21 protein-coding genes are annotated in these 25,366 nt (G+C 72.0%); 13 read left to right on the forward strand and 8 right to left on the reverse strand.

Features of this window, described 5'->3' with window-relative positions:
• Positions 1-177: 177 nt before the first annotated feature.
• On the forward strand, positions 178-1,080 hold the full coding sequence (locus ACGFMP_RS34755) for an RNA polymerase sigma factor SigF (RefSeq protein ID WP_393677705.1): 903 nt from the start codon (positions 178-180) through the stop codon (positions 1,078-1,080).
• An 85-nt stretch (positions 1,081-1,165) separates the two neighbouring features.
• Here the strand turns inward: ACGFMP_RS34755 and ACGFMP_RS34760 are convergent, their stop codons facing one another.
• Both ACGFMP_RS34760 and ACGFMP_RS34765 read right to left on the reverse strand, forming a co-directional pair.
• Positions 1,166-2,335, reverse strand: coding sequence for a PP2C family protein-serine/threonine phosphatase (locus ACGFMP_RS34760; protein ID WP_393677707.1), 1,170 nt, complete (start codon positions 2,333-2,335; stop codon positions 1,166-1,168).
• Positions 2,336-2,538: 203 nt separating this feature from the next.
• Positions 2,539-5,916: a pyruvate carboxylase gene (locus tag ACGFMP_RS34765; RefSeq protein WP_393677709.1), complete on the reverse strand. Its 3,378-nt coding sequence runs from the start codon at positions 5,914-5,916 to the stop codon at positions 2,539-2,541.
• A gap of 388 nt (positions 5,917-6,304) precedes the next feature.
• Here ACGFMP_RS34765 and ACGFMP_RS34770 point away from each other — a divergent pair, with 388 nt between their 5' ends.
• The 8 genes from ACGFMP_RS34770 to ACGFMP_RS34805 all read left to right on the forward strand — a co-directional run bounded on the left by ACGFMP_RS34770 (position 6,305) and on the right by ACGFMP_RS34805 (position 13,691).
• Positions 6,305-7,207, forward strand: a complete 903-nt coding sequence (locus ACGFMP_RS34770; RefSeq protein ID WP_393677710.1) for an alpha/beta fold hydrolase — start codon at positions 6,305-6,307, stop codon at positions 7,205-7,207.
• 529 nt (positions 7,208-7,736) lie between these two features.
• The gene (locus tag ACGFMP_RS34775; protein WP_393677711.1) at positions 7,737-8,084 is read left to right on the forward strand and encodes an STAS domain-containing protein; all 348 of its coding nucleotides are present in this window, start codon (positions 7,737-7,739) and stop codon (positions 8,082-8,084) included.
• Positions 8,085-8,199: 115 nt separating this feature from the next.
• Positions 8,200-8,643, forward strand: coding sequence for an ATP-binding protein (locus ACGFMP_RS34780; protein ID WP_393677802.1), 444 nt, complete (start codon positions 8,200-8,202; stop codon positions 8,641-8,643).
• A gap of 210 nt (positions 8,644-8,853) precedes the next feature.
• Positions 8,854-10,413 carry a PP2C family protein-serine/threonine phosphatase gene (locus ACGFMP_RS34785; RefSeq protein WP_393677804.1) on the forward strand — a complete coding sequence of 520 codons (1,560 nt, stop codon included), beginning with the start codon at positions 8,854-8,856 and terminating at the stop codon, positions 10,411-10,413.
• Positions 10,410-11,504: a B12-binding domain-containing protein gene (locus ACGFMP_RS34790; protein WP_393677713.1), complete on the forward strand. Its 1,095-nt coding sequence runs from the start codon at positions 10,410-10,412 to the stop codon at positions 11,502-11,504. The genes ACGFMP_RS34785 and ACGFMP_RS34790 overlap by 4 nt, the downstream gene beginning before the upstream one ends.
• Positions 11,501-11,932, forward strand: coding sequence for an STAS domain-containing protein (locus ACGFMP_RS34795; protein WP_393677715.1), 432 nt, complete (start codon positions 11,501-11,503; stop codon positions 11,930-11,932). Before ACGFMP_RS34790 ends, ACGFMP_RS34795 begins: the two co-directional genes overlap by 4 nt.
• A 33-nt stretch (positions 11,933-11,965) precedes the next feature.
• Positions 11,966-12,970: a YdcF family protein gene (locus ACGFMP_RS34800; protein ID WP_393677717.1), complete on the forward strand. Its 1,005-nt coding sequence runs from the start codon at positions 11,966-11,968 to the stop codon at positions 12,968-12,970.
• Positions 12,971-13,112: 142 nt separating this feature from the next.
• Positions 13,113-13,691 (forward strand): GNAT family N-acetyltransferase, encoded by a 579-nt coding sequence (locus ACGFMP_RS34805; RefSeq protein WP_393677719.1) that lies wholly within the window; start codon positions 13,113-13,115, stop codon positions 13,689-13,691.
• Between the two features lie 150 nt (positions 13,692-13,841).
• On the opposite strand, the gene ACGFMP_RS34810 is transcribed toward ACGFMP_RS34805, so the two are convergent.
• Positions 13,842-14,900 carry a protein kinase family protein gene (locus tag ACGFMP_RS34810; RefSeq protein WP_393677721.1) on the reverse strand — a complete coding sequence of 353 codons (1,059 nt, stop codon included), beginning with the start codon at positions 14,898-14,900 and terminating at the stop codon, positions 13,842-13,844.
• 330 nt (positions 14,901-15,230) lie between these two features.
• Between ACGFMP_RS34810 and ACGFMP_RS34815 the strand changes: the two genes are divergently transcribed.
• The 3 genes from ACGFMP_RS34815 (at position 15,231) to ACGFMP_RS34825 (ending at position 18,068) form a co-directional block, all read left to right on the forward strand.
• A complete protein-coding gene (locus ACGFMP_RS34815; RefSeq protein ID WP_393677722.1) occupies positions 15,231-16,424 on the forward strand; it encodes a hypothetical protein in 1,194 nt (397 codons plus the stop codon).
• A 97-nt stretch (positions 16,425-16,521) separates the two neighbouring features.
• The gene (locus ACGFMP_RS34820) at positions 16,522-17,202 is read left to right on the forward strand and encodes a DNA polymerase beta superfamily protein (protein WP_393677724.1); all 681 of its coding nucleotides are present in this window, start codon (positions 16,522-16,524) and stop codon (positions 17,200-17,202) included.
• A 140-nt stretch (positions 17,203-17,342) separates the two neighbouring features.
• Positions 17,343-18,068, forward strand: a complete 726-nt coding sequence (locus ACGFMP_RS34825) for a hypothetical protein (RefSeq protein ID WP_393677726.1) — start codon at positions 17,343-17,345, stop codon at positions 18,066-18,068.
• A 16-nt stretch (positions 18,069-18,084) separates the two neighbouring features.
• Here ACGFMP_RS34825 and ACGFMP_RS34830 read toward each other — a convergent pair whose 3' ends face one another.
• On the reverse strand, positions 18,085-18,720 hold the full coding sequence (locus tag ACGFMP_RS34830; RefSeq protein WP_393677728.1) for a TetR/AcrR family transcriptional regulator: 636 nt from the start codon (positions 18,718-18,720) through the stop codon (positions 18,085-18,087).
• A 91-nt stretch (positions 18,721-18,811) separates the two neighbouring features.
• On the opposite strand from ACGFMP_RS34830, the gene ACGFMP_RS34835 reads away from it, so the two are divergent.
• The gene (locus ACGFMP_RS34835; protein WP_393677730.1) at positions 18,812-20,461 is read left to right on the forward strand and encodes an MFS transporter; all 1,650 of its coding nucleotides are present in this window, start codon (positions 18,812-18,814) and stop codon (positions 20,459-20,461) included.
• Positions 20,462-20,496: 35 nt separating this feature from the next.
• Here ACGFMP_RS34835 and ACGFMP_RS34840 read toward each other — a convergent pair whose 3' ends face one another.
• The 4 genes from ACGFMP_RS34840 to ACGFMP_RS34855 form a co-directional block, all read right to left on the reverse strand.
• Entirely contained in the window at positions 20,497-21,180 is a 684-nt protein-coding gene (locus ACGFMP_RS34840; protein WP_393677732.1) for an NADPH-dependent F420 reductase, read from the reverse strand.
• Positions 21,181-21,500: 320 nt separating this feature from the next.
• Complete coding sequence (locus tag ACGFMP_RS34845) at positions 21,501-22,490, reverse strand: LacI family DNA-binding transcriptional regulator (protein ID WP_393677734.1); 990 nt, start codon at positions 22,488-22,490, stop codon at positions 21,501-21,503.
• A gap of 75 nt (positions 22,491-22,565) precedes the next feature.
• The gene (locus ACGFMP_RS34850) at positions 22,566-23,561 is read right to left on the reverse strand and encodes an ROK family protein (RefSeq protein ID WP_393677736.1); all 996 of its coding nucleotides are present in this window, start codon (positions 23,559-23,561) and stop codon (positions 22,566-22,568) included.
• A complete protein-coding gene (locus ACGFMP_RS34855) occupies positions 23,558-25,279 on the reverse strand; it encodes a class I mannose-6-phosphate isomerase (protein ID WP_393677737.1) in 1,722 nt (573 codons plus the stop codon). Before ACGFMP_RS34855 ends, ACGFMP_RS34850 begins: the two co-directional genes overlap by 4 nt.
• Positions 25,280-25,366 lie beyond the last annotated feature (87 nt).

Raw genomic sequence — 25,366 nt, forward strand, 5'->3', positions numbered from 1 at the left:
CCCGTGCCGGCACCGCTGCCGGAGCTTCCGGGAGGGTCAGCCGGGGGCGGCCGTGCCCGACCGCACGGCAGTCCCCTCGCCGCCGGACCATTCCGTTGTGAACTCCGAGGCATGACCGCGCGCTTGCCGGGCACGGACTGGACGTCGAGCCGGACCCGAGACCGAAAGGCGATGGACATGACGACACACGGGACACTGCAGGAGCCGTCCACCTGCCCGGAACGGGCCGACTCCTCCGCCGTTGCTGCCGCGCGGGCGGCGGGCCTGCCATGGATGGACGAGGCGGGCAAGATCGCCCCGACCGACGCGCGTTCGCTGTCCAAGGTGTTCTTCGACCGGCTGCGGGACCTCGAAGAAGGCACCGCGGGATACGCCTACGCGCGCAACACTCTGATCGAGATGAACATGTCACTGGTGCGGTTCTGCGCCCAGCGCTTCCGGGGGCGTGGCCCTGAGGAGCAGGACGACATCCTCCAGGTGGGGACGATCGGGCTGATCAAGGCGATCGACCGGTTCGACCTGAGCCGTGAGGTGGAGTTCACGACCTTCGCGGTGCCGTACATCGTCGGGGAGATGAAGCGCTTCTTCCGCGACACGTCCTGGGCGGTCCATGTGCCCCGCCGGCTCCAGGAGTTGCGGGTGGAGCTGGCCAAGGCCCGCGACCACCTCACGGCGGTGCTGGACGCACCGCCCACCGTCGCGGAACTGGCCGCGTACCTGGAGATCACCGAAGCCGACGTCATCGAGGGCCTGGTGGCGTCCAACGGCTACACCGCCGGCTCGATCGACCTGCCCGCGACGGGCGGTGACGGCGCGGACCCGGCGGAGGCCGGCCGCTCGTACGCCGACACCATCGGGGACTGTGACCCCGCGATGGAGCTGGTGGAGGACTTCCACGCGCTGGCGCCGCTGCTGGAGCGGCTCGACGACCGTGAACGGCTGCTGCTGCAGATGCGCTTCGGCCAGGAGATGACGCAGGCCGAGATCGGGGCGGAACTGGGCTACTCCCAGATGCACGTGTCCCGCCTGCTGGGCCGCATCCTGGCCAAGCTCCGCAAGGGGATGCTCGCCGACCACTGACCGGCTTCACGTCCCCGCGACGGCCCGTGCCGGCGGCTGCAGACCGCAGACCGCCGGCCGGCAACGGGCCGTCGCCGGCCGGCGGTCATTCCGGACAGCCGTGCCAGTCCAGTATGACGACGGTGGCGTCGTCGCTGAGGTTTCCCCGGCAGGCGTCCAGGACCGCGGTCGTCAGCACGCGGACCGCCTCCCGGGGGTGCAGCTCGCGGGTGGCGACGGCCAGGGAGGCCAAGTCGACCGCGCCCGCGCCGCGTTCCTGCATGCCGTCGGTGAGCAGGATCAGGCGGTCACCGGGCCGCAGCTGCAGTTCCTGGGCACGGTAGGAGGTGGGGGCCGCCACACCGAAGGGCAGGTTGACCGCGAGCCTGACCTCTTCGGCCTCGGCGGCGCCGGAGCGCAGGCGCAGCGGCCAGGGGTGCCCGGCGTTGACCAGCTCGCAGGTGCCCGTCCCGAGGTCGATGCACAGCAGTTGGCCGGTGGCCAGCCCACGGCTGTGGGTCAGCAGGGCCTCGTGCGCGCGCTGGGCCTGCCCGAGCGCGTCACAGCCGCTGCGGCGGGCGCCGCGCATGGCGCCTACCAGCAAGGTCGCCAGCAGGGCCGAGTTGGTGTCGTGTCCCATCGCGTCGGTGATGGACAGGTGCAGCGTGTCGCGGTCGAGGGTGTAGTCGTAGGTGTCACCGCCGATGTCGTCGGCCGGAACCAGCCCTGCGGCGAGGGTGAACTGCGGCGCCTCGCAGCACGAGGCCGAGGGAAGCAGCTGGTGCTGGATCTCGGCGGCCAGACTGGTGCGGGTGGTACGCCGTCCCGCGTGGTAGAGGTCGGTGAAGCGCCGGTCGGTGACGATGATGTAGGCCAGCACGTGGGCGGCCTCGCTGATCTGCCCCAGCACGGTGTCGTCGGCGTACTGCAGCGTCACCTCCAGCACACCGATGCAGTCGCCGCGGTTGGTCACCGGCGAGATCACCCGCCGCCCGCCCTGGCCGTCCGGCTCCACGTGCTGGCGCTGGGTCCGCAGGACCGAGTCGTAGACGCTGCCTTGCCGGTGGATCTGCTCGGTCCCGCCCGCCCCGTCGCCGTCGGCCGACGCCGTCAGGCGCAGCAGCCGCTGCCCCAGGAGATCGACGAACAGGAACGACACCCGTTCCGCGCCGAAGCGCTTGCGCAGATCGTGCGCGACCACGGTGACGGACTCTCCCGGCGGCGCGGCTTCCGCGGCGGCCAGCAGCTCGCCCAGCTCCAGATCTCTGCGATCCATGACAACCTCCCATCCGGTGTCGCTCGTGTTCCCCGACCTCGGCCGACCTCACCCGTTGATTGCATCGCCCCTGCTCAGGGCGCTGTCCGGGCTCCGGCACCCGCCCCTCGCGCCTCGCCAGGCACACGCGTACCCTCGCCGTCCGCGCATGCCACGGCCCGCATGGCACGCGGCGATGCGGGCCGTTCCCGGTGTCCGCTCGGTCAGCCGAGTTCGATGAGCAGGTCCCCCGCCTCGACCTGCTGGACGGCACCGATCGCCACACGGCGGACGGCGCCGGCGCGCTGGGCGGTGATGGACGCCTCCATCTTCATGGCCTCGATGGTGGCCACCGTCTGGCCGGCCGCGACCTGGGCGCCCTCCTCGACCTGGAGCGTGACCACGCCGGCGAAGGGCGCGGCGACCTGGCGGTCGTCGCCGGGGGCGGCCTTCTCGGCGGGTTTGACGTCGGTGGCGATCGACGTGTCGCGCACCGACACCGGGCGGAGCTGGCCGTTCAACGTGGCAACCACCGTACGGAAGCCGCGCTCGTCCGCCTCCGAGACGGCCTCCAGCTCGATCAGCAGCGTGACACCGGGCTCGATGGTGACCGCGTGCTCGGTGTCGACCTCCAGACCGTAGAGGAAGTCCTTCGTCGTCAGCACGGAGGTGTCGCCGTACGTCTCCCGGTGCGCGGCGAAGGTCGCGGCGGGGCCGGGGAAGAGCAGCCGGTTGAGCGTCGCGCGGGGCTCCTCGCGCAGGCCTTCCTCGTCCTGCGCGGTCAGTGCCGGTGAGGCGGTGCCCGGCGGGCGGCCTTCCAGCGCGCGGGTGCGGAAGGGCTCGGGCCAGCCGCCGGGCGGGTCGCCCAGTTCGCCGCGCAGGAAGCCGACCACCGAGTCGGGCACGTCGAACCTGCCGGGCTCCGCCTCGAAGTCGGCGGCCTTGACCCCGGCGCCGACCAGGTGCAGGGCCAGGTCCCCCACCACCTTGGAGGACGGCGTGACCTTGACCAGCCGGCCCAGCATGCGGTCGGCGGCCGCGTAGCACTCCTCGACCAGTTCGAACCGGTCGCCCAGGCCGAGGGCGATGGCCTGCTGGCGCAGGTTGGACAACTGGCCGCCGGGGATCTCGTGGTGGTAGATGCGCCCGGTCGGCGAGGCAAGTCCGGACTCGAAGGGCGCGTAGACCTTGCGTACCGCCTCCCAGTACGGCTCCAGGTCCGCGACGGCCTGCAGGGAAAGCCCGGTGGCCCGCGGGGTGTGGTCGGTCGCGGCGACCAGGGCGGACAGCGACGGCTGGCTGGTGGTGCCCGCCATCGAGGCGACCGCCGCGTCGACCGCGTCGACTCCGGCGTCGATCGCCGCGACCAGCGTGGCCAGTTGGCCGCCCGCGGTGTCGTGGGTGTGCAGGTGCACCGGCAGGTCGAAGCGTTCCCGCAGGGCGGTGACCAGGGTTGTGGCGGCGGGCGGGCGCAGCAGCCCCGCCATGTCCTTGATCGCGAGGACGTGGGCTCCCGCCCGCACGATCTGCTCGGCCAGCCGCAGGTAGTAGTCCAGCGTGTAGAGGGTCTCCCCCGGGTCCGACAGGTCCGCGGTGTAGCAGAGTGCGACCTCGGCGAGCGCGGTGCCGGTGGCGCGTACCGCGTCGATGGCCGGGCGCATCTGCGCGACGTCGTTGAGCGCGTCGAAGATGCGGAAGACGTCCATGCCGGTGGCCGCGGCCTCCGCGACGAACGCGTCCGTGACCGGCTGCGGGTAGGGCGTGTACCCGACGGTGTTGCGCCCGCGCAGCAGCATCTGCGTGCAGATGTTGGGCACCGCCTCGCGCACCGCCGCGAGCCGCTCCCACGGGTCCTCGGCCAGGAACCGCAGGGCCACGTCGAAGGTCGCGCCGCCCCAGCACTCCAGGCTGAGCAGCTGCGGCGCCAGCCGGGCGAGGCTGGGGGCGACCGCCACCAGGTCCCGGGTGCGCACCCGGGTGGCGAGCAGTGACTGGTGGGCGTCGCGGAAGGTGGTGTCGGTGACGGCGACGCCGGCGCGGCGGCGCAGGTCCGCGGCGAAGGCCTCGGGCCCCAGCGCGGCCAGGCGCTGCCGCGAGCCGTCCGGTGGCGGGGCGCCGAGGTCGACGGACGGCAGCTTGTCCACGGGTTCCACGACCCGGGGCCGCGGGCCGTGCGGCCGGTTGACGGTGGTCTCGGCGAGGTAGCCGAGCATGCGGCTGCCCCGGTCCGCGGACGGGCGGCTGTGCAGCAGCGCCGGCCGGTCGCCGATGAAGGCGGTCGTGACCCGGCCTGCCTGGAAGTCGGGGTCTTCGAGCAGCGCCGCGAGGAAGGGCAGGTTGGTGGCCACCCCGCGGATGCGGAATTCGGCGATCGCGCGGCGCGCGCTGCGCACGGCGCTGGGGAAGTCCCGGCCGTGGCAGGTGAGTTTGACCAGCAGGGAGTCGAAGTGCGGGGAAATGGTGGCGCCGGTGTGCACGGTGCCGCCGTCGAGGCGTACACCGGGGCCGCCCGGTGAGCGGTAGGCGGCGATGGTGCCGGTGTCGGGGCGGAAGCCGTTGGCGGGGTCCTCGGTGGTGATCCGGCACTGCAGCGCCGCGCCGGACAGTGCGATCTCCTCCTGGCTCAGGCCGAGTTCCGGCAGCGTCGCACCCGACGCGATCCGCAGCTGCGCGATCACCAGGTCGCGTCCCGTGACCTGCTCGGTGACGGTGTGCTCGACCTGGATGCGCGGGTTCATCTCGATGAAGACGTGCCTGCCCTGCCGGTCGACGAGGAATTCGACGGTCCCCGCGTTGACGTAGCCGATGTGCCGGGCGAAGGCGACCGCGTCGGCGCAGATCCGGGCGCGCAGCTCCGGGTCGAGGTTGGGCGCGGGGGCGATCTCCACGACCTTCTGGTGGCGCCGCTGCACCGAGCAGTCGCGCTCGTAGAGGTGGACGACGTTGCCCTGCGCGTCGGCGAGGATCTGCACCTCGATGTGGCGCGGGTCCACCACCGCCTGCTCCAGGAAGACGGTGGCGTCGCCGAACGCGGACTCCGCCTCCCGCATCGCCGCGTCGATCGACTCGCGCAGTTCGCCGGATTCCGCCACCCGGCGCATCCCGCGGCCGCCGCCGCCCGCGACGGCCTTGACGAAGAGCGGGAAGCCGATGTCCTCGGCCGCCCCGAGCAGCAGGTCCACGTCGGTGGTCGGCGGCGACGAGGCGAGCACGGGCACCCCGGCCTCGCGGGCGGCGGCCACCGCGTGCGACTTGTTGCCCGTCAGGTGCAGCACGTCGGACGGCGGGCCCACGAAGGTGATCCCGGCGTCCACGCAGGCCGCCGCGAGGCCGGGGTTCTCCGACTGGAAGCCGTACCCCGGGTAGACGGCGTCGGCGCCGGCCCTGCGCGCGGCCTTGATCACCTCGTCGACCGACAGGTAGGCCCGCACCGGGTGGCCCGGCTGCCCGATCTCGTACGACTCGTCGGCCTTGGCCCGGTGCAGGGAGTTGCGGTCCTCCCGGGGGAAGACCGCGACCGTGGAGACACCCAGCTCGAAGGCCGCGCGGAAGGCGCGGATGGCGATCTCTCCCCGGTTGGCGACCAGCACCTTGGTGAACATCTGGCTCCCATGTCATGCGGTGGGCGGCCCCGTCCGGTCGGACCGGGCCGGCTGTGGACTGCCCTGGCGCAGGGTCAGTGGAACGCGGTCGGTGGAATGCGTCGGTCGAATGCGGTCGGTGGAACCGGGGCGGGAACGGCTCACGTTCATGATGTTCGTCCTGCCGCTGGTCCTGCCGACGAAATACGGGTCGTGCACTCCGGTGGCGGAGGTGATCTTCCGACCGGTCGCCACGAGACGCACATACCGCGAAGCGGCCGGGGCGAACCTCATCGTGGCCGGGTTCGCCGCGCAACCGGCCGCCCGCGCCGAAAGGCGCAGGTCGGGCGGCCAGAGCGGGCGCCGGTAATCGGGTGCGCGGGGCATGCGATGCTGCGACACTCCCGGCATGCCGATCATCGAAGCCGCACCCGGAGTACCCCTCGCGTACGAGACCTTCGGGGATCGCTCCGACCCCGCCGTCCTGCTCGTGATGGGCTTCGGCGCCCAGATGATCTCGTGGCACGAGGACTTCTGCCGTGCCCTCGCCGAGCGGGGGCGCCATGTGATCCGGTACGACAACCGCGACTGCGGGCTGTCCGTGAAGTTCGACGACCACCCCGTCGATGTCGGCAGGTTCATCGGCGCGGTGAGCTCGGGCGACATCCCCGCTGCCCTCGCGATGGTGCCGTACACGCTGCGGGACATGGCAGCGGACGGCCTCGGCCTGCTCACCGCCCTCGGCATCGAACGTGCCCATGTGGTGGGGTCCTCGATGGGCGGCATGATCGCCCAGACGATGGCCGTCGAGGACCCCGCGCGGGTGCTCACCCTCACATCGATGATGTCCTCGACCGGCGAGCCCGAATTCGGCCGGGCCTGCGCCGAGGCCCAGGCGGTGCTCTTCGCCGCGAAGCCGGCGGACCGCGAGGGCTGCATCGCGGCGGCGGAGCGGGAGATGGTGTGGGCCTCCCGCAAATGCGGCAGTGCTGCCCTCCTGCGCGAGCTCGCCGCCGAGAGCTACGACCGCTGCCACCACCCGGCCGGGGTCGGACGGCAGATCGGGGCCATGGTCCTCGGGGGCTCACGCGCCGACGCGCTCCGCCGGCTGCGGGTGCCGACCCTGGTGATCCACGGTCTGGACGACACCTTGATCGACCCGAGCGGCGGCAGGCGCACAGCGGAACTGGTGCCCGGCGCGGAGCTGCTGCTGATCCCCGACATGGGCCACGACAGGCCTCGCGAGCTCTGGCCCGTGATCATCGACGCCCTGGCGGCCCACACCGGCTCCCCGCGTCCCACGGTGCCGTGACCCCCCTGGGACCGCGGCCCGGCCGGCGGACCGCGCCGGCCCGGCTCACCCTCCGCCCTGCTACGCACCGCATCTGCCACCGACCGCTGATCCATCGCGGATCGAGGGACAGCCCTTAGTTTGATCCGCGGAAAGCGGGAAGGAGGTTCCTGAAAGCAAGGCGACGCCGCAATGGGCCCGCCGATTCGCGTTCAGGAAAGAGAGATGTCGTGTATATAGGCCTCGGAACAATCGTGCTCATCCTGGTGATTCTGGCCGTCGTCATGATCCTGCGGCGCAGCTGACTTGTGCCGGAGCAATTCCTGAGTTCCGGGGATCGGTTTTTCGCCGGAAGGTGTGGCGGCTCGGTGGCGCGATGAATCCCCGAGCACGGAGAGCCCCCTTCCGGCGGTCTTCCCCCGGTGGCCGCGCCGGCATCGGCACGCCCGGAGGAGTCCCCTGCGGGCCCCCGCGCCGTCCGGCGGGTGCTCGGTACGAGGTATTGTCCCGCCGTGGTGCCAGGAGGCCGGGACGCAACGGGGAGGTCGGTGTGAGTGGGCAGGAAGCGGCGGTGTCCGCCCGGACCGCCGAGGGCGGAGCATGGCTGGTGAGGATCGCGGGCGATCTCGACGGTGACCACATGGCGGAGGCGGCCGAGGTACTGCGGCGGGGTCTGCGGCCCGGTGGACGGCTCACCGTGGTCGACGCCTCGGGCGTGGAATTCGCGGACTCCTCCGTCCTGGACACACTCCTGCGTGCCAGGGCCGCTCACGCCTCCGCGGGGGTGGCACTGGTGATCGCCGGTGCCAGCGTCCCCCTGCGGCGGCTTCTCGACGTGACGGGTACGGCTTCGGCGTTCGTCCTGGTCGACAGCGTGCAGGCGGCGATGACGTATTGACGCGAGCGCGGGCGCACCGCGGGGAGAGCCGGGCACGGCCGCACAGCAACACGGCGGACGGGCACCCTTGGCGAGCGGGGAAGCCGGAGCTGAACACCATGGCGGGGGCACGGACATCGGGTCCGGCGCCGCCGAGGTCACGGCGGTCCTTCCGGCCTCCAGCGCACAGGCCCGTGCGGTGGTGATGGCATTGCTGGAGAGCAGGTGCCGCAGTACCGGCGTCGATTGGCCCGCGGACGTGGTGATCGCCGATGTGCTCCTGGTCACCTCGGAGTTGGTCACCAACGCCGACCGGCACGGCGGCGGGCTGACCCTCTTCACCGCCGCCGTCGAAGGCGACGCGCTGCACCTCCGCGTCGGCGACGCGAACCCCGCGCACCCGGTCAGTCCCCCCGCTCCTACCGTACCGGCGGGAGCGCCCAGGATCGGCGGCTACGGCTGGCAGATGGTGCACCGGCTGGCCCACACGGTCGAGGTCACGAACCACAGCGCGGGCAAGACCATCTTCGCCGTGGTGCGGCTGTACGGCGACAGCCTCGATGAGGGTGGCCCACCATAGGGCGGCGGGGGGCTGCTTGCAAGAAAGACGCATCGTGCGGGATGGTGGTTCGAAGGCACGGTTGTCCTCTTCGAGATGGTGAGGTGAGGGATTCGCCCAGCGGGTCCTCAGCATTTGGCTTCCCCCCAAGCGCAGACCGGTGACGGTACGGACCACGGATCCCTGTGGAGCTGCGCTCCCTACCCTGTTGTGGTCATCGACGCGGACGGCATGGTCACTCTGTGCAATGCCGCGGCCCGCGCGATCCTGCCCGCGTTGCGCCCCGGCAGTCGTCTTGCCGACGTGGTCCCCGCCTGGCTGTCCGCCGCACACGACGCGCTGCGGACGTCCCGCCCGCAGGCCCCCCAGGAATCGGGCGGACCGCTCTCGGGACTGATCGGCGAGCGCAGTTTCGAGGCGCACCCCAGCCTGCAGAGCGACGGCAAGGTGGTGTGGTGGCTGGTCGACGACACCGACCACCGACTGGTGCGCGAAGCCCTCAACATGGAGCGCGAGCGGACCGCGTTCCTGGCCAAGGCCTCCAGCACGCTGCTGTCGTCGCTGAACCTGGCGCGCTGCATGGATGTGACCGCGCAGCTGGCCGCGGAGCATCTGGCCGACGCGGCACTGGTGGTCGCGCCGGCCCGCGGGCGGCGGCTGCCCGCGGTGACCTGCCTGCGCGGCGGGAATCCCACGGTGTCCAACGAGTCGGTGGACCCCGACGAGGTGCCCGGCCTCGGAGAGGCGCTGCGCGGCTTCCCGCCGGTGCCGACGCGCTGGATCGATCCCTCGTCCGCGCCGGACTGGCTGGTGCCGCCGGACTTCGGCCGGGTCGGATCGATCGTGATCACCCCGCTGCCCGGTCACGGCGTCGCGGCCGGTGCCCTCGTCCTGCTGCGCCGTTCCGGCAGTGCGGTGTTCACCGAAGGCGAGGAGATCTTCGCCCGGCTGTTCGCGGCGCGCGCGGGTGCCGCGATGTCGGCGGCACGCCTGTACGCGGAGCAGTCCTCGATCACCGAGGTCCTGATGCGGGAGCTGCTCCCCCCGTCGCTGCACCAGATCTCCGGGGTGGATTTCGCCGGCGGCTACCGTCCTTCCGCCGACCACGAACGGGTCGGCGGGGACTTCTACGACGTGCATCCCAGCGTCATCGAGGGCGAATCGTCCTTCGTCGCACTCGGCGACGTGTGCGGCAAGGGGCTGGAAGCCGCCGTGCTGACCGGCAAGATCCGCAACACCCTGCACGCGCTGCTGCCGATGGCCGACGACCACCAGCGGATGATCAGCCTGCTGAACACGGCGCTGCTGAACTCCCACCACTCCCGCTTCGCGACCCTGGTCCTTGCCTCCGCCGTACGCGAGGGCAGCGGTGTGAGCCTGCGGCTGACCAGCGCCGGTCACCCCAGCCCGCTGATCGTGAGGGCCAGCAGCGAGGTGGAGGCGGCGGAGACGCGCGGCACCCTGGTCGGCGCCCTGCCCAGCGCGCCCGCCACCACCACCGCCCTCACCCTGGCGCCCGGGGAGTCGTGCGTGCTCTACACCGACGGGATCACCGAGGCGAAGGGCGGACCGATGGGCAGTGCCCAGTTCGGTGAGGAGCGGCTGCGGCGCGCCCTTTCCGAGTGCGCGGGCATGCCCTCCGAGAGCATCGTGGAGCGGGTCCAGATGCTCGCCTCCCAGTGGGTCGGGCAGGGCTCCCACGACGACATGGCCGTGGTCGTCATCTCCGCGCCGCGCACTCACCATCTCACCGCGGTGAACGGCAGGACTCGGGGCAGATTCACTGCATGAGCACGAGTACCCCTCACCGTCTCTCCGGGGACGGGGCAGTCCAGCAGATGACCGACGAGCTGTGGGAGGCCGTCGCGGCGTGCGACGAGTTCAGCGCCACCGGTGTGGTGCTGCGCGCGCTGGACGACGGTGTCGAGCCGGAGAGCGTCCTGCTGGATGTGATCGCCCGGGTCCAGGGCAAGGTCGGCGAGGAGTGGGCCGCCAACCGGCTCAGTGTGGCCGGGGAGCACGCCGCGACCGCCATCAACGAGCGGGCCGTCGCCGCACTCGCCCTGCACCCCGCCGCCCGCACCGCCCCCACCCGCGGCAGGATCGCGGTGGCCTGCGTCGACGGGGAGTGGCACTCGCTGCCCGCGCGCCTGCTGGCCGAGGTGCTGAAACTGCGCGGCTGGCGGGTCGACTACCTGGGCGCACAGGTACCCGCCCCGCACCTCATCTCGCACCTGCACCGCACCGACTCCTCCGTGGTCGCCCTCTCCAGTTCGATCGCGACCCGGTTGCCGACCGCGCACGCCGCGATCACCGCCTGCCAGGCGGTCGGCGTTCCGGTACTCGTCGGAGGCGCGGCCTTCGGACCCGACGGCCGCTACGCCCGGATGCTCGGCGCGGACGCCTGGGCCTCCGACGCCCGTGTCGCCGCCGACCGCCTCGCCCGGGGTCCGCTGCCGCGCCCGCAGCCCGACCACCAGCCGATCGAGGACCTGCCGCACCTGGCCGACCAGGAATACACCATGGTGGCGCGCAACAGCGCCGCCCTCGTACGTACCGTCTTCACCGGCCTGGAAGACGCGTTCCCGGCCGTGCGCGACTACACCGAACTGCAGCGCGAGCACACCGCGGAGGACCTCGCGCACATCGTGGGATTCCTCGCCACCGCCCTCTACCTCGGCGACGAGGAACTCTTCAGCGGCTTCATCGTCTGGACCGCCGGGATCCTGACGGCCCGCGGGGTCCCGGCGCACAGCCTGCCCCCCGCACTGGACATCCTGGCCCGCGAGCTCAAGGACTTCCCGCGGGCCACCCGCATCCTGGAGCGCGGGACCGACGCGCTCGCCCTCGTCCCCCGCACCACCGCAGGAAAGCCCGCATGACGACGACACCACCCGCCCATCTGCACCTGACCACGGCCGAGACCCGGGACACGGTCCGGATGGAGATGCGCGGCCCGCTGGACTACGACAGCGCCGACCGCCTGCTGGCCGCCGCCACCGCGAAGATCGCCGAACTCCCGCACCTGGCCGACCTGTACCTGCACTGCGCCGGGCTCGACGACATCGACTCCATGGGGCTGTCGGTGCTGCTGATGATCCACCGCCGTACCAGCGAGGCCGGCGTCCGCCTGCACCTCGTCGACCGCCCGCCGAGACTTGACCGGCTGCTGACCGTCACCGGCACGCTGGCCCACTTCACGGCGCCCGGCGACGGCGCCGAGAACTCCGGCGCCGGTACCCGCAACGCGCCCGCCGAGAGCGGGGAGCGCAGAACGGGCAGTCCCACGGGGCCGGACGGCACCAACTGAGGATCCGCGGGCCCGTCTGCCTAACATGTGCACATGTTGGCCTACGCTCCGGCGCTCTTGTGCTTCCTGATGTTCTGTGCCGGTGTGGTGTACGAACGCCGCCGATTCAGCAACGCCGTCCTCCTGGGACTCACCGTCCTGTTCGCCGTGGGCGCGTGGCTCTTCGAACTCCACCGGAGCCACCCGGTGCTGGGGCGGGACCTCGGCATCGCCCTGCTGGTCCTGGTGGCGCTGGGCATAGTCATCCTGTCGTGGTTCCTGATCTCCAACGGGGCGGTCATGGTCCGCAAGGAGGGCACGCGCCCCGCCAACCTCCTGTCCCTGCTCGCGGGTGTCGCCCTGGTGGCCCTTCTCGTCCTGCTGGGCGCCACGCTGGTCCTGCACGACCACATCCTGGTGGCGGTGACCGGGACAGCGGTCGCCCTGACCGGCTACGTGGCCTTCCTCTTCCTCTCCTTCGTCGTCTACGCCTTCCTCTACGTCCGGCTGAACCTCGGCCGCAGGGCCGACTACGTGGTGGTGCTCGGCTCGGGTCTGGCCGGCGGATCCGCGGTGCCGCCGCTGCTGGCCAGCCGGCTGGACCGGGCCCGCGCCGTGCACGCCAGGCTGTCGCGGCGCGGCAGGCAGCCGGTGCTCCTCACCTCGGGCGGGCAGGGGCCGGACGAGGACCTGCCGGAGTCGCACGCGATGGCGGACTATCTCGTGGAGCGCGGCTTTCCCGCCGAGCTGATCGAGCGGGAGGACCGCTCCACGACCACGGAGGAGAACCTGCGGTTCAGCAGAAGGATCATGGAGAGCGCCAATCCCGGCTACCGCTGCGTGATCGTGACGAACAACTACCACGCCTTCCGTGCGGCGCTGACGGCGCGCCGGGCGGGCGTCAGGGGATACGTGGTGGGCTCCCCCACCGCCGCGTACTTCCTGCCCAGCGCGATGATCCGCGAGTTCGCCGCCGTCTTCCTCGCGTACCGGCGCACCAATCTCGCCTTCTGCCTGCTCTTCTTCCTCGGCGGAGGCTCCATCTGGTGGCTGGGGTGACGCCGCGGTGACGGCCGAGGCGCGCGGCGGGACACGCCGAGGGCCCCGTCCCACCCGCGTGGGACCCGATCCGGGAGCCCCGCACCCGCATTGTGCGAAATCGAGGTGCTCGACAGCGCACAGGCCTGCCAGGCTGCGCTGCATGAACGTCCACCTCGAGCCCTGGTCGGGTTCGGCCCTCAGCCTCCTGCGGCGGATCAACACTCCACGGATGCGCCACTACGTCGGCGGCCCCGAGCCGGAGGAGAAGCTGCTCACCCGGCACGCTCGCTACCTCGCCATGCCGGAAACCGGGCGCGGCTGCATGTTCGCCGTCCTCCTCGGCGACGAGATGGTCGGAAGCATCGGCTACCACCGGCGTGACTGGCAGGGTGAGCAGATCTACGAAACCGGTTGGAACGTCCTGCCGCCCTATCAGGGCCGCGGCATATCCGCCGCGGCCGGCACCGTCCTGATCGCCACCGTGCGCGAGGCGGCACGCCGACCCGGGAGCCCCCGCCACCTGCACGCCTTCCCCTCGGTCGAGAACGCCCCCTCGAACGCCCTCTGCAAGCGCCTCGGCTTCACCCTCCTGGGCGCCTGCGACTTCGAATACCCGGTGGACAGCGGCAGTCTCATACGCAGCAACGACTGGCGCCTCGACCTCGCCGGCTCCGCCACGGAACCAGGGCCACGCCTCGGCCCGTCCATGACCGGCCGCCGGACCACGGCCGATCGTTGATTCACGGCAGCTCGCCCGCCAGTACGACGTCGAGGCGGCGGGGGCCGTGGACGCCCTCCACCTGGGCGCCGGCGAGCCTGTGACCCGCCGCTGCCGCCGGGCCGCCGCCCGGCGGCGGCACCCGGCGGCGGCAGAAGGCCGCCGGCCCGCTCAGCCGCGACGCGGCCCGTGGGCGTCGAGGGCCTCGCGGAGCGCCTGCGCCGGGTAGGGGGTCTGCCTGCTGTCGTCCTGGATGCCCAGGTAGAAGTCCGTCATCACCGCGGCGAGCGGTGCGTGGCGGGAGAGGAGCGCCCGCACCGCCCGCGGTCCCGGCGGCGGGTCCTCGCCCCGCGCGCAGGCGTGGACGACTGCCACGCGTTCCTTCTTGCCGGCCCCGTGCAGATCCGTGAGCAGCCAGTTCACCAGCCAGCCGACCGTGTAGGCGCGGTCGTACGTCGCGTGCAGTGCGAAGAAGTCCGCCTCGGACGGTGACAGATCGAACCGGGAGGAGATGGCGAGGCCGAAGTCGGTGAAGTACAGTCGCCTGCCGTCGGTCAGGATGTTCCGGAAGTGGGCGTCGAAGTGCAGCAGGCCGCGGGCGTTCATGAAGGACGTGCCGGCCTCCAACTCCCCGTCCACCAGGGCGCACGCCAGGTCGGCGGCCTCTTCGCCGGCCCGTAGCCGCTCCGGGAGCCATTCGTGGAGCGTGCGGGGGATGTACTCGAGGAAGAGCACGAGGCTCGCGGGCGCCCGGCGAAGGGCCTCGACACGGCGGCGTACCTCCGGGCTGCCTCCCCAGTAGGCCACGACGCGGTCGACGTCGGCGAGTTCGTCGGGAAGCACTGCCGTGTCCGGCAGCACTCGCCAGTGGTACATCAGCGGGAACCCCGGGTAGTGCCCCCCGAGCACCCAGCCGGTCGTCATGGTGTGCACGGCGAGTTCGCGCCATGCCCCGAAGCCGACCCCGCCGACGCCGTACTGGCAGTAGGTGGGCAGCCCGAACAGGTTGGCCGTGGACCGCAGGTTCTCCGGCGACAGTTCCGGTTCCGTGAGCGGCACCCGCTTCACGAAGACCGGCCGCCCTTCGACCTCCAGCAGCGCGGACCTCCCGCCGATACCGGAGCCGAGCGGCGCCGCGGCGTCCAGCAGCTCGCCCAGCCGGCGGTCGCTTCGCAGCGCGAGGGACGTGGAGACATCGCCGTGGGCGGCCAGGCGCGTGCTCTGCGGCATTCCCGCATCGTCCGGTACGACCGTGTGCGCGTCCATGGACCCACCCCCGTCCGCAGGCTACCGGAGCGGGGTGCAGGACAGCCCGAGGCCCGGGGGCCGGGCCCGGGCGAATGCCTCGGCCGGAGGCCGCAGATCCGCCGGATCCTCCCAAACCCACCCCCGCGGCAGGCCCAGGGCGGCCGCGGCCTTGACTGCGGCCGGACGGCTCGCTTTGATCCGGAGCGGTCGGCAGGGAATCCGCGGCCGACACCGACCCCCCGCCCGGTCACGGGCGACGGAATCCGGCTCCCCCTCGGCATCGGTGAGCCACCCGGCGAAAGGCCCTTCGGCATGCGAGCGTCGAACACCCACAGGCGCAGGCGCGGCACCTTCCGGCCGGTCCCGACCGCGGCCGCGGCGGCCGGCGTGGCGGCGCTGTCCGTCGCGGCGTACCTGGTCGTGGCCGGGCCTGACCACGGTGCCGCACCGCTGCGGGCGTCCGCCGGCCGGACCACGGCGGCCGCGGCCGTCGCCCCCTCCGCGACCGGACCGACGGCACCCGCCGCACGGCCGACTGCATCCGGGACCGGCAAGCCCACTGCGACCGCGACACCGCGCCGCAGCCACGCGGCGTCCGGCAAGCCGGCGAAGGGAACCACCACGGCCCGCGGCCTCGGCGGCTGCGAGGTGGCGGCGCCGGGCAGCATCTGGCGGACTCCTGTCGACCGCCTTCCGGTGCTGGCGGCGTCGGCGACCTACGTCGGCAGCATCGGCGCGGGCGCGCACGTGCACGCCGATTTCGGCTCCGGCACGTGGGACGGCGGGCCCATCGGCATCCCCGTCACCACGACCGGCGCCGGCACACCGGCCGCCCGCGTCACCTTCGACTACGCCGACGAGAGCGACAAGGGCCCCTACCGCATCCCGGCCGACGCCCAGGTCGAAGGCGGTCCGCAGGCCGACGGCGACCGGCACGTCATCGTCGTGGACACCACCACGTGCCGGGACTACGAGCTCTGGGACAGCCATCCGCAGGGCAACGGCTCCTGGCACGCCGGGTCCGGCGCCGTCTTCGGCCTCACCTCGCACACGCTGCGGCCCGACGGCTGGACCTCCGCCGACGCGGCCGGGCTGCCCGTCCTGCCGGGCCTGGCCCGCTATGACGAAGCGAGCCGGGGCGTCATCGGCCACGCCCTGCGCATCACGGTCCCGCGCAGCCAGGCCGCCCACCTGTGGCCCGCCCGCCACGACGCCGGCTCCGCCGACCGCAGCCTGCCTCCCATGGGCCTGCGGCTCAGGCTGAAGGGCAGCGTCGACATCTCCCGGCTCCCGCCTCAGGCGCGGGCGATCGCCCAGACCCTGAAGACCTACGGTGCGATCGTGGCCGACAACGGCTCTGCCTGGTATGTCAGCGGAGCCCCCGACAGCCGCTGGGACAACGACCAGCTCCAGCAGCTCGGCGCTCTGGACGGATCCGACTTCGAGGCGGTCGACGTCTCCTCGCTGCGGATATCGGCCGGCTCCGACGCCGCCCGGCAGCCCTGATCCACCCGGGCGGACCGGTCCTGGCGCCCCGAAAGTCGCTCGCCCTGCGCCACCGCCATGGAGGATGCTTCCCGCACCGATCACCTGGGGAGGCTCCGTGAACGTCCTGCTGTCCGGCATCGTCGGATCGACCGCATACGGGCTCGCCCATGAGGGCTCCGACATCGACCGGCTCGGCGTGTTCGCCGCGGACACCGGCGACCTCCACGGCCTGCACGCCCCGAAGGAGTCCCACGTCACCACGCACCCGGACCGCACCCTGCACGAGGCGGGGAAGTGGTGCAGGCTGGCGCTCGGCGGCAACCCCACGGTCATGGAGCTGGTGTGGCTGCCCGACGAGCTGTACGAGGTGCGCACCCCGCTCGGTGACGAGCTGATCGGCATACGCTCGTCCCTGCTGTCCGCCAAGCGGGTCAGGGACGCGTACCTCGGCTACGCCACCCAGCAGTTCAAGCGGCTGTACGACCGCGGTGACGGGTCCTTTTCGGCCGACACCAGGAAGCGCACCGCGAAGCACGCGAGGCATCTGCGCCGCCTGTGCCACCAGGGTTTCGATCTGTACGCCACCGGACGTCTGGCGATCCGTGTCGACGACCCGGAGGCCTACCACCGCTTCGGCGAGGAAGTGGCGGCCGACGCGATGGCGGCGCTCCCGATGCTCACCCGCTTCGAGGCGTTGTTCGAGCAGACCCGCAGCGCCCTGCCCGAGCAGCCCGACGAGGCACCGGCCGAGGCATGGCTGCGCCGGGTCCGCGCCCACTTCTACGCCCGCCGATAGCCCGGGTCCGGCCGCCCGGCCGGGCATGGCCGAATCCGGCCTGCCCGGCCGCGGGGATGCGGCGAACCCCGAACGGCGGGTGGCCACGCGGGGGAAGATTCCGGGGCGAAGGCAACAAGTCCTGACTCAGGGGGGTTTCCATGGCCATGGCCGTTCCGTTGCACAATCTGATCGACCAGCGTGTCGCCCAGTCGTCACTGGCTCCCGTGCCGCCCGCGGCGGCGCCGTTCACCAACGCCGTCGCCCAGGGGGTCTTCATCGACAACCCGTGGGGGACCATCAACGTGACGGGCATATCCCGTCCCACCGGGGCCGGCAGTTCGGGTGTCCAGGTCAGCAAGACCAACGTGGACGGCAGGGCGTTCCAGGCGGTGCTGTCGGCCAAGGAGTTGATGGCCCTCGGGTGGTCGGCGGGTCGCCCGCCGGCCGCCGATGTGGAGCAGGCGTATCTGGGCTGGGGCGCCGAGCGCGCGCGGCGCAGGCCCTTCTACGCGGTGTGCGACGGGTTCACCTGTGCCACGATCGCCATGCTCACGGCCAAGCAGAGCCCGCTGGCCGCGGCCGGCACGACGGTGGAGTGGTTCGGGATGTACAGCGGCGGCATCTCCGGCACCGGGCACGCCATCACCGTGGTGAACCGCGCGCCTGGCAGCCTCGCGGCCAACCCGGCCACCTGGGGCAACGGCTGCGTGGTCGTCGACCAGTGGTACGCCCTGCAGGCCGGCGGCAATCCGTCGCTCTACGTCAACGGCCCCGCCGCGGACGCCGTCTACGTCGCCTGGCTCACCGCCCCTGGCAACAGCCTCAGGCTGATGGCGGGCTTCACCGCGGGCGCCTATCCCTGGCTCAGCGTCCCCACGATCTGAGGCGCGCGCGGCCCGCTCAGGTGGCGGGGAGGGCCCTCGCCAGCAGTTCGAAGGCCTGCTCCGCCTCCTCCGTGGACCGGGCGAGCGCGTCGGCGGGGCGGTCACCGGCCAGCATGCGCTCCACGTTGCGAACGGTCAGGGTGCGCTGGACGGCGAGGATCTGGGCGGCCAGCACCCGGGGGGCGACGTCGCCGGGCGCGTGGCCGAAGGCTTCGGCCAGTGCCTCGGAGAGGCTGTCCTCACTCCTGATCCACTGCTCCATCAGGCGCAGCTTCAGGCTGGGCGTCCCCATGACCATGCGCTGGAAGTCCAGGAACTCGGGGTAGTCGGCGAGCCCGGTGATGGGGTCGCCGGACGCGAGCCCGGCGAGGAAGTGGCGGTGCAGCGCGCGCACCGGCGACTCGCCCGGCTCGCGTGCCCTGACGACCCGCGCGGCCTCGTCCACATGGTCGCGGATCGGGTGGAAGACCAGGTCTTCCTTGGAAGGGAAGTAGTTGAAGACGGTCTTCTTCGAGACGTCCGCCGCGGCGGCGACGTCGGTGATCGACACCCGGTCGAACCCGTCGCGGAGGAAGAGCGCGACGGCTGTCTCCGAGATCAGCTCGCCCGTCCTCAGCTTCTTGCGCTCCCTGAGCCCCAGCCGGTCGGTCACGGCCTGGATTCTACCAGCTGGTTCACTTTGGGGAATATTACGCCCACACTAAAACTTGTCTTGGTGTAAAAATGGCCCTAGCGTAAACACCATGAGCGACAAGAGTCCGTGGGCTCCCGTCTACGACGGCCCCCATCTGCTGATGGACGTCAACAAGGTCAAGATGGTGGGCGCGGCGTGCATCAGCGTCCTGCTGCTGGCCATCCTCGACATCAACATCGTCTCGGCCATCGCCTGGAAGACGGTCTCCGACCTCGACCCGGTGCACGGGATCAGCAAGCTGCCCTGGCTGACGTCCTGCTACGCGCTGGCCGACTGCATCGTGGTGCCGCTCTACGGCAAGCTCGCGGACGAGTACGGCACCAAGCCGCTGCTGCTCGTCGCCCTGGGCTTCTTCACCGCCGGCTCGCTCTTCTGCGGGATCTCGCAGAACCTGACCGAGCTCATCGCGGCCAGGACCGTCCAGGGGCTCGGCGCCGGCGGCCTCACCGCGATCACCCTGGTGGTGACCGGCATCCTCTTCGACGACCGGGACGACGAGGGCGATCCGGACCGTACGGTGAAGCCCTCGAGCGCGGTCGGGGTGGGCGCCGCGGTGATGTTCGGCATCGGCATGGCGCTCGGCCCGACCCTGGGCGGCCTGATCGCCGACGCGCTGGACTGGCGCTGGGTCTTCCTGGTCAACCTGCCCGTGCTGGTCGCCGCCTTCCTGGTCTTCGCCCTCGTGCTGAAGATGCCGACGCATCCGCAGCGCCGCAAGGTCGACTTCCTCGGCGCCGCGCTGCTCGGCGGCTTCGGCGCCTGCGCGCTGCTGGTGGCCGAGTGGGGCGGCGCCCGCTACCCCTGGTCCTCGGCGCCGATCACCTGCCTCACCGCAGGGGCGGTGCTCCTGGCCGCCCTCTTCGTGTGGCGCGGTCTCGTCGCCCCGGAACCGCTGGTGTCCCTGGCCCTGATGCGCAACCCCGTCTTCCGCACGATGATGCCGGTCTCCCTCCTCGCCGGGGTCGGCGTGGCCGGCGGCCTGCTGTACGTCAGCGGCTACCTCCAGGTCGGACGCGGCCTGAGCACCGCCCGCTCCGGCCTGCTGATCATGTGCATGGCCTTCGGGGTGCTGGCTTCCGTGCCGGTGGCGAAGGTCGTCGTCAACGCGCTGGGCAAGTTCAAATACCTCCTGGTCGCCGCCGGCGCCTTCGAGGCCGTCGCGATGATCTCGTTCGGCTGGATCGGCGCGGGCACCAGCTACTGGCTGATCGGTGCCGGCTGCTTCCTGCTCGGGGTCGGCATCGGTCAGTCGCTGGGGCTGGGCCTGCAGTACATGCAGAGTTCCGTGGACCGGGCCGACCTGGGGGTCGCGACCAGCTCGCTGCGCTTCAGCCAGCAGCTCGGCACCTCGTTCGGCTTCGCGCTCTACAGCACGGTCGTGGCCCGGTACCTGGGCTCGCACCTCACCGGCGCCGCGGGCGCGGCCGACGTCGACGGCAATCTCGACACCGACAGCTTGAGGAGGCTGCCCGCGGCCCAGTACCGCTCGGCGGTGGACGTCTTCATCCACGCCACCAACATCGTCTTCGTGCTCGCGGGCGTCCTCTGCCTCGCGGCGGGCCTGCTGGCCCTGGTCATCCGGGAGAAGGGCTACACCGGGCGGACCGCCGGGCCGACCGCCGAGGCGGCCGCCGGGTCCTCCGCGGTCCCGCCCCCGAACTCCCCCCGGGACCAGGCGCGGGCAGATCAGCGGACCTGACCCGCGCCGGCCGGCGGCCGGAAGACCGGCCGCACTCAGCGTCGGGCCGCCGCCAGCGCCCTGTCGATCTCGGCGGTGGAGGCGGGGGCGGCCGGGTGGGAGGCGAAGTTCTCGTCCCTGGTCACCCCGTAGGGGGCGCCGTAGACCGGGGTGCCCGGCTCGGAGCGCCAGCTCTCGCTGAGCGGACCGTAGTCCACGACGTCGTACCCCAGCAGCGAGATCAGTTCCGCGGCGTGCTTCTTGGCACCCAGGTCGTCGCCCGCGATCGGCAGGGAGGTGCGGTCCGCCGCACCCGCGGGCCGCGGCAGTTCGGCGAGGTGCCGGTAGAAGATGTTGTTGAAGGCCTTCACGACGTGCGCTCCGGACAGGTGCCGCTGGAGCAGTCCACTGCTGGTGAGCGCGTGCGATTCGAGTTCAGGGATGGTGCCGTCGCGCTGCGGATAGTAGTTGCCGGTGTCGATGACCGTCTTGCCGACGAGCGGCTCCCGGGGAACCGTCTCCAGGGCGCGGAGCGGGATCGTCACGACCACCCAGTCCCCCGCGGCCGCCGCCTCCGCCGGAGTGGCGGCCCTGGCCCGGGGCCCCAGTTCCGACACGAGGTCGGAAAGGGTCTCAGGGCCCCGCGAGTTGCTGAGCACGACGTCCAGGTCCGCGTCGACCGCCAGGCGGGCCAGCGCGCCACCGATGTGTCCACTGCCGATGAGTCCAAGTGTTGCCATGCTCGGGCAAACACCGGAAGGCGCGGCTCCGTTCCCCTCGGAGGCGAAGATTCCCCCGATCAGCCGACCGCGGCACGGCCGACCGGGGGGCGCAGCAGCTGCCGGGGCCGGACGCGGACCCCGCCCTTCCGTGTCCGGCGCGCACCCAAGGGCCGTCCCGCAATCCCGGGCGGGCGTGCGGCGGCAGCTACGGCACCTCGCGGCGTTGTCGGGCTCGTCCGAATACGACCCGGTATGAGGACGACCCTCCGCCTTGCGATGCACCGCATCTGCCGCCGCGCGCTGATCCGCCAGGGATTACGGGACATCCCTTGGCGACCTCACTGCCGCTTGGGGTGTCCGAGGTATTCGACGACCTTCGTCGGCAGCACGATGCGTTGCGCCGGGGCGGCGTCGCCCTTGCCGCGCAACCGGTCGATCAGGAGATTCGCGGCGTGCTGGCCGACCTCGCCGGGATCGTAGGCGACGACGGTGAGCGGCAGCCCGAGCATGTCGGCGAGTTCGAAGTCGTCGAATCCGACGAGTTCCGTGCCCGCGCCCGTGTTGTTGATTGCGCGGATGGCTCCGATGGTGTTGCGGTTGTTCGCCGCGAAGAGCGCGGTGGGCGGATCGGGCAGGGCGAGGAGATTTGTCGCCGCCTGCTCGGCCGCGGTGATGTCCCGGGTCTGGTAGTGCACATAGGCGTCGTCGACGGGCAGCCCGGCTTCCGTCATCGCGGCGCGGAATCCGCTGTAGCGTTCCGCGCCGGTATAGGCGGAAGGCGGCAGGCCGAGAAATGCGATCTTGGTGTGGCCGCGTGCGATCAGCAGGCGCACCGCCTCCCTGGTGCCGCCGAAGTCGTCGACCAGCACGCAGTCGGCCTCCACCCCTGAGGGAGGCCGGGCGGCCAGCACCACCGGGACCTGATGGAGCTTCACCGGGTCGAGGTGCCGGTGGTCGTCGCCGGCCGGCACCACGATGATGCCGTCGACCCTGCGGCTGATCAGGTCGTCGACCAGCCTGGCTTCCCTCGCTGGGTCCTCCGCGCTGTTGGCCAGCACCACGTTGATGCCCAGTTCGTCGGCGACCTCGCCGACGCCCAGGGCGAGTTGGGAGTAGAAGGGGTTGGCGAGATTGGTGACGACGAGTCCGATCAGACCGGTGCCGCGGCCGAGCCGGAGGTTGCGGGCCGTCTCGTCGCGGCGGTATCCGAGTTCGTCGACGGCCGCCAGCACGCGCTGTTTGGTGAGGGCGGTGACGCGGGGGTCGTCATGCAGAACACGTGACACGGTCATCGCACTGACCTGGGCGAGGGCGGCGACGTCCCGCATTGTCGGCGCCGACCGACCGGAGGGCCCAGCCATGTAGCCTCAATTCCGCTCTGTGTCCGTCTCCCGGCGGAGATCTTACCCGTTGTACGCGCTGGTGCTTTTGCCGAATCCACCCCGCTTTCCCTGGACTGCGACTGATTTCGCATGCCAGGCCGCGCCGATAAGCGCGGCGTGATCCGGTCGCGCCGCGACACGGACATCGAGGTGTTCCGGATCCCTTCCGCCGGTCCTCATCAGCCCGTCGCGAAGCATCGGGCCGATGAGTTCCCAGGAACCGGTTATCGAGCCGCCGACCACGAGTACCGTCGCACCGAAATCCCGCAGCCTGGGCCCCAGCGTCTCGCCCAGGGCCTCGAATGCGGTGCGCAGGACCGATTGCGCGAGCGGGTCGCCGCCGGCGGCGAGCGCGGCGATCCCGTCGACGTCTGGTGGTCCGGCGGCGTTCGCCCCGCTCGCCGGCGCGGCTCTGTCCTGTCCTGCCAGCCGCAGGTAGGCCGCGCGCAGGGCCCGCCGAGAGACGACGTCCTCCAGCGGGCGCCCGGCGATCTCCAGCAGGTCGACCCGGCCTTCCGGCGGCACCCCAGGGCCTTCCTCGCGGAGCGTGCCGTCGGCGAGGAAGGCGGAGCCGACGCCGGTGCCGAGGGTGATGCCGGCGCAGCGGCTGCTGCCGGCCGCCGCGCCGGAGAGCCATTCGCCGACCAGGAAGGCGTCCGCGTCGTTGAGGAAGGAGACGCTGCCCGGTCGCTGCGGCAGGCCCTCCATGAGCGCCGCGCGCAGGTCCGTGCCGTGGAGCGCGTCGAATTTGCCGACCCCGGTGTAGAGGGCGATCCCGCCCTCGTAGTCGAAGGGGCCGGGAAGCGCCACGCCCCACGGCAGTCCTGTCCCCGCGGCGAGGCCCGCGCCGCACCCGAGGATCGCCTCGACGGTCCGGGCCGCGGTGCCCTCGCCGTCCAGCGGCAGGCGGCGCGCGCTGCCGGGGAGCACCGCCTGCTCGACGGGATCGACCAGTGCCGCGGTCACATGCGTGCCGCCGATCTCCAGGACCGGGGCGAGGGGGGCGGCGGCACTCATCGGACCAGCGACTTCACGATACGGACCGGGTTCCGCCCGATCGGGTGCAGCGTGTAGGCGCCGACGGACGCGGGGACGACGAGCGTCTCCGCGTAGGCCAGGGTGTGCGCGTCCCGCGGTGACCCGGCCGGCTGGATCCGCACACCGTCGCCCTCCACCACGTTGAGGACGTGGAAGCGGCCTTCTGTGTCGTCCTCGCCCACCGAACCGGGGTCGAGCACGACCCGGCGGACCTCGAAGAACATCTCGGGCAGCGCGCCGATCGTCTCCTCGCTCCAGCCGCTGCCGCCGCGCAGCGGGGCGGGTTCCTGCACCAGGTCGCGTTCCACCGCCTTGCCGGTGCGTTCGGTGTCGAGGTTGCGGAAGGCGTGGTCGACGTGCACGGGGCGCTGGTTGCCGCCCGCGTCCCTGCGCAGCCAGTCGTAGAACCGCAGGGAGTACAGGTACGGGGTCGCGCTGACCTCGAGGACGACGTTCCCCGCGCCGCTGCCGTGCGGGGTGCCCGCCGGGATCAGGAAGAGCTGGTGCGCGGTGGCGGGGAAGGTCTGCACATGGGTGGTGATGTCGAACGGCTGCCCGTGGTGGGCGGCGTCGTGGGCCGCACGCTGGAAGGCGTCCACGTCGACGCCGTCGCGCAGGCCGAGGAAGACGTCGCTGTCCTTGCCGCCGACCATCATGTAGTAGGTCTCGTGCTGGGTGTAGGGCCAGCCGAAGACGTCGCGCATGTAGTCGGAGCGCGGGTGGCAGTGCACCGACAGGTTGCCGCCGTCCACGGTGTCCAGGTAGTCGAACCGGATCGGGAAGGAGGTGCCGAAGACGTCGTGCACGGGGGGACCGAGGATCTCCCGCGGATGCAGGGCGACGGCGAGCTGGAAGGGGATCTCGACGCAGGGGCCGTCCTCGGCGCCGATGAGTATCCCGCTCTCCGGCGCGATGAGCTCGTACCCCAGCGCGGTGTTGGTGGCGGCCGGGTTGAAGCCCAGTTCGCGCTGCCCCCAGTGGCCGCCCCACGAGGTGGTGTTGAAGGTCGGGCGGGTGCGGAAGGGGCGGCCGGCCAGACCTGCGAGGGTGTCGCGCAGGGTGGCGCCGTCCAGCACGGCGGGCTCTGCGGGGTCCTGGGTGTCCAGCCACAGGTCGATCCGTTCCGCCACGGCGTCACGGTGGCGGTCGAGGAGCGGCCAGTCGACGTAGAAGAGCCGTTTGGTGGTGCCGGGCCCTTCGGTCTCCGGCTGGGCGAGGTTGGCCGCACGCCGCCCGATGACGGCGGCCTCCGCGTACCGCTTCGGCAGGTCCGCGTACCACAGCACGTCGTGCTCGACGAGTGCCGCTCCGGGTCCGTAGACGACCGTGATGCCGTCGACGGGCGCGCGGAGGCCCGGCAGTTCGTCGAAGAGGTCGGCCAGGGTGCCCTGCGCGAGGGACTCGAAGTGCGGGTCGTCGGCCAGCGCGGCCGATGTCGTACGGCTGAGCACCTGCTCCCAGCCGGCGAAGTGGTCGCGTACGTCGAACAGTTCGCTGTAGACGCCGCGGCCGGCCAGGGCCCTGGTGAGGGCGGCGACCGCCCGGGCCCACTCCAGGACGGCAGGGCCGTCCACGGCGAGTACGGCCGGGCCGTCGGGAAGCGAGGCCACCGCGGCGTCCCAGCCCTTCCCGACCGTGCCGCCGCGCGGGGGGTAGCAGGGGTGTGCGTCGTAGTGGGTGGGCGTCAGGTCTTGCATTCCGCGAGTTCTCCTTGCGCGGGAGGCACGGCTGGCCGTGCCTCCCGCAGACCGGTGGTGGATGGCTTCGGTGTGTCCTGGCGGCTG

The organism is Streptomyces sp. NPDC049040 (assembly GCF_043197715.1).
Taxonomy (GTDB): Bacteria; Actinomycetota; Actinomycetes; order Streptomycetales; family Streptomycetaceae; genus Actinacidiphila.

Coding starts and splice junctions, on each gene's coding strand:
- ACGFMP_RS34755 (WP_393677705.1), top strand. CDS start 178: ATGACGACACACGGGACACTGCAGGAGCCGTCCACCTGCCCGGAACGG.
- ACGFMP_RS34760 (WP_393677707.1), bottom strand. CDS start 2,335: ATGGATCGCAGAGATCTGGAGCTGGGCGAGCTGCTGGCCGCCGCGGAA.
- ACGFMP_RS34765 (WP_393677709.1), bottom strand. CDS start 5,916: ATGTTCACCAAGGTGCTGGTCGCCAACCGGGGAGAGATCGCCATCCGC.
- ACGFMP_RS34770 (WP_393677710.1), top strand. CDS start 6,305: ATGCCGATCATCGAAGCCGCACCCGGAGTACCCCTCGCGTACGAGACC.
- ACGFMP_RS34785 (WP_393677804.1), top strand. CDS start 8,854: ATGGTCACTCTGTGCAATGCCGCGGCCCGCGCGATCCTGCCCGCGTTG.
- ACGFMP_RS34790 (WP_393677713.1), top strand. CDS start 10,410: ATGAGCACGAGTACCCCTCACCGTCTCTCCGGGGACGGGGCAGTCCAG.
- ACGFMP_RS34795 (WP_393677715.1), top strand. CDS start 11,501: ATGACGACGACACCACCCGCCCATCTGCACCTGACCACGGCCGAGACC.
- ACGFMP_RS34800 (WP_393677717.1), top strand. CDS start 11,966: ATGTTGGCCTACGCTCCGGCGCTCTTGTGCTTCCTGATGTTCTGTGCC.
- ACGFMP_RS34805 (WP_393677719.1), top strand. CDS start 13,113: ATGAACGTCCACCTCGAGCCCTGGTCGGGTTCGGCCCTCAGCCTCCTG.
- ACGFMP_RS34810 (WP_393677721.1), bottom strand. CDS start 14,900: ATGCCGCAGAGCACGCGCCTGGCCGCCCACGGCGATGTCTCCACGTCC.
- ACGFMP_RS34815 (WP_393677722.1), top strand. CDS start 15,231: ATGCGAGCGTCGAACACCCACAGGCGCAGGCGCGGCACCTTCCGGCCG.
- ACGFMP_RS34825 (WP_393677726.1), top strand. CDS start 17,343: ATGGCCATGGCCGTTCCGTTGCACAATCTGATCGACCAGCGTGTCGCC.
- ACGFMP_RS34835 (WP_393677730.1), top strand. CDS start 18,812: ATGAGCGACAAGAGTCCGTGGGCTCCCGTCTACGACGGCCCCCATCTG.
- ACGFMP_RS34840 (WP_393677732.1), bottom strand. CDS start 21,180: ATGGCAACACTTGGACTCATCGGCAGTGGACACATCGGTGGCGCGCTG.
- ACGFMP_RS34845 (WP_393677734.1), bottom strand. CDS start 22,490: ATGCGGGACGTCGCCGCCCTCGCCCAGGTCAGTGCGATGACCGTGTCA.
- ACGFMP_RS34850 (WP_393677736.1), bottom strand. CDS start 23,561: ATGAGTGCCGCCGCCCCCCTCGCCCCGGTCCTGGAGATCGGCGGCACG.
- ACGFMP_RS34855 (WP_393677737.1), bottom strand. CDS start 25,279: ATGCAAGACCTGACGCCCACCCACTACGACGCACACCCCTGCTACCCC.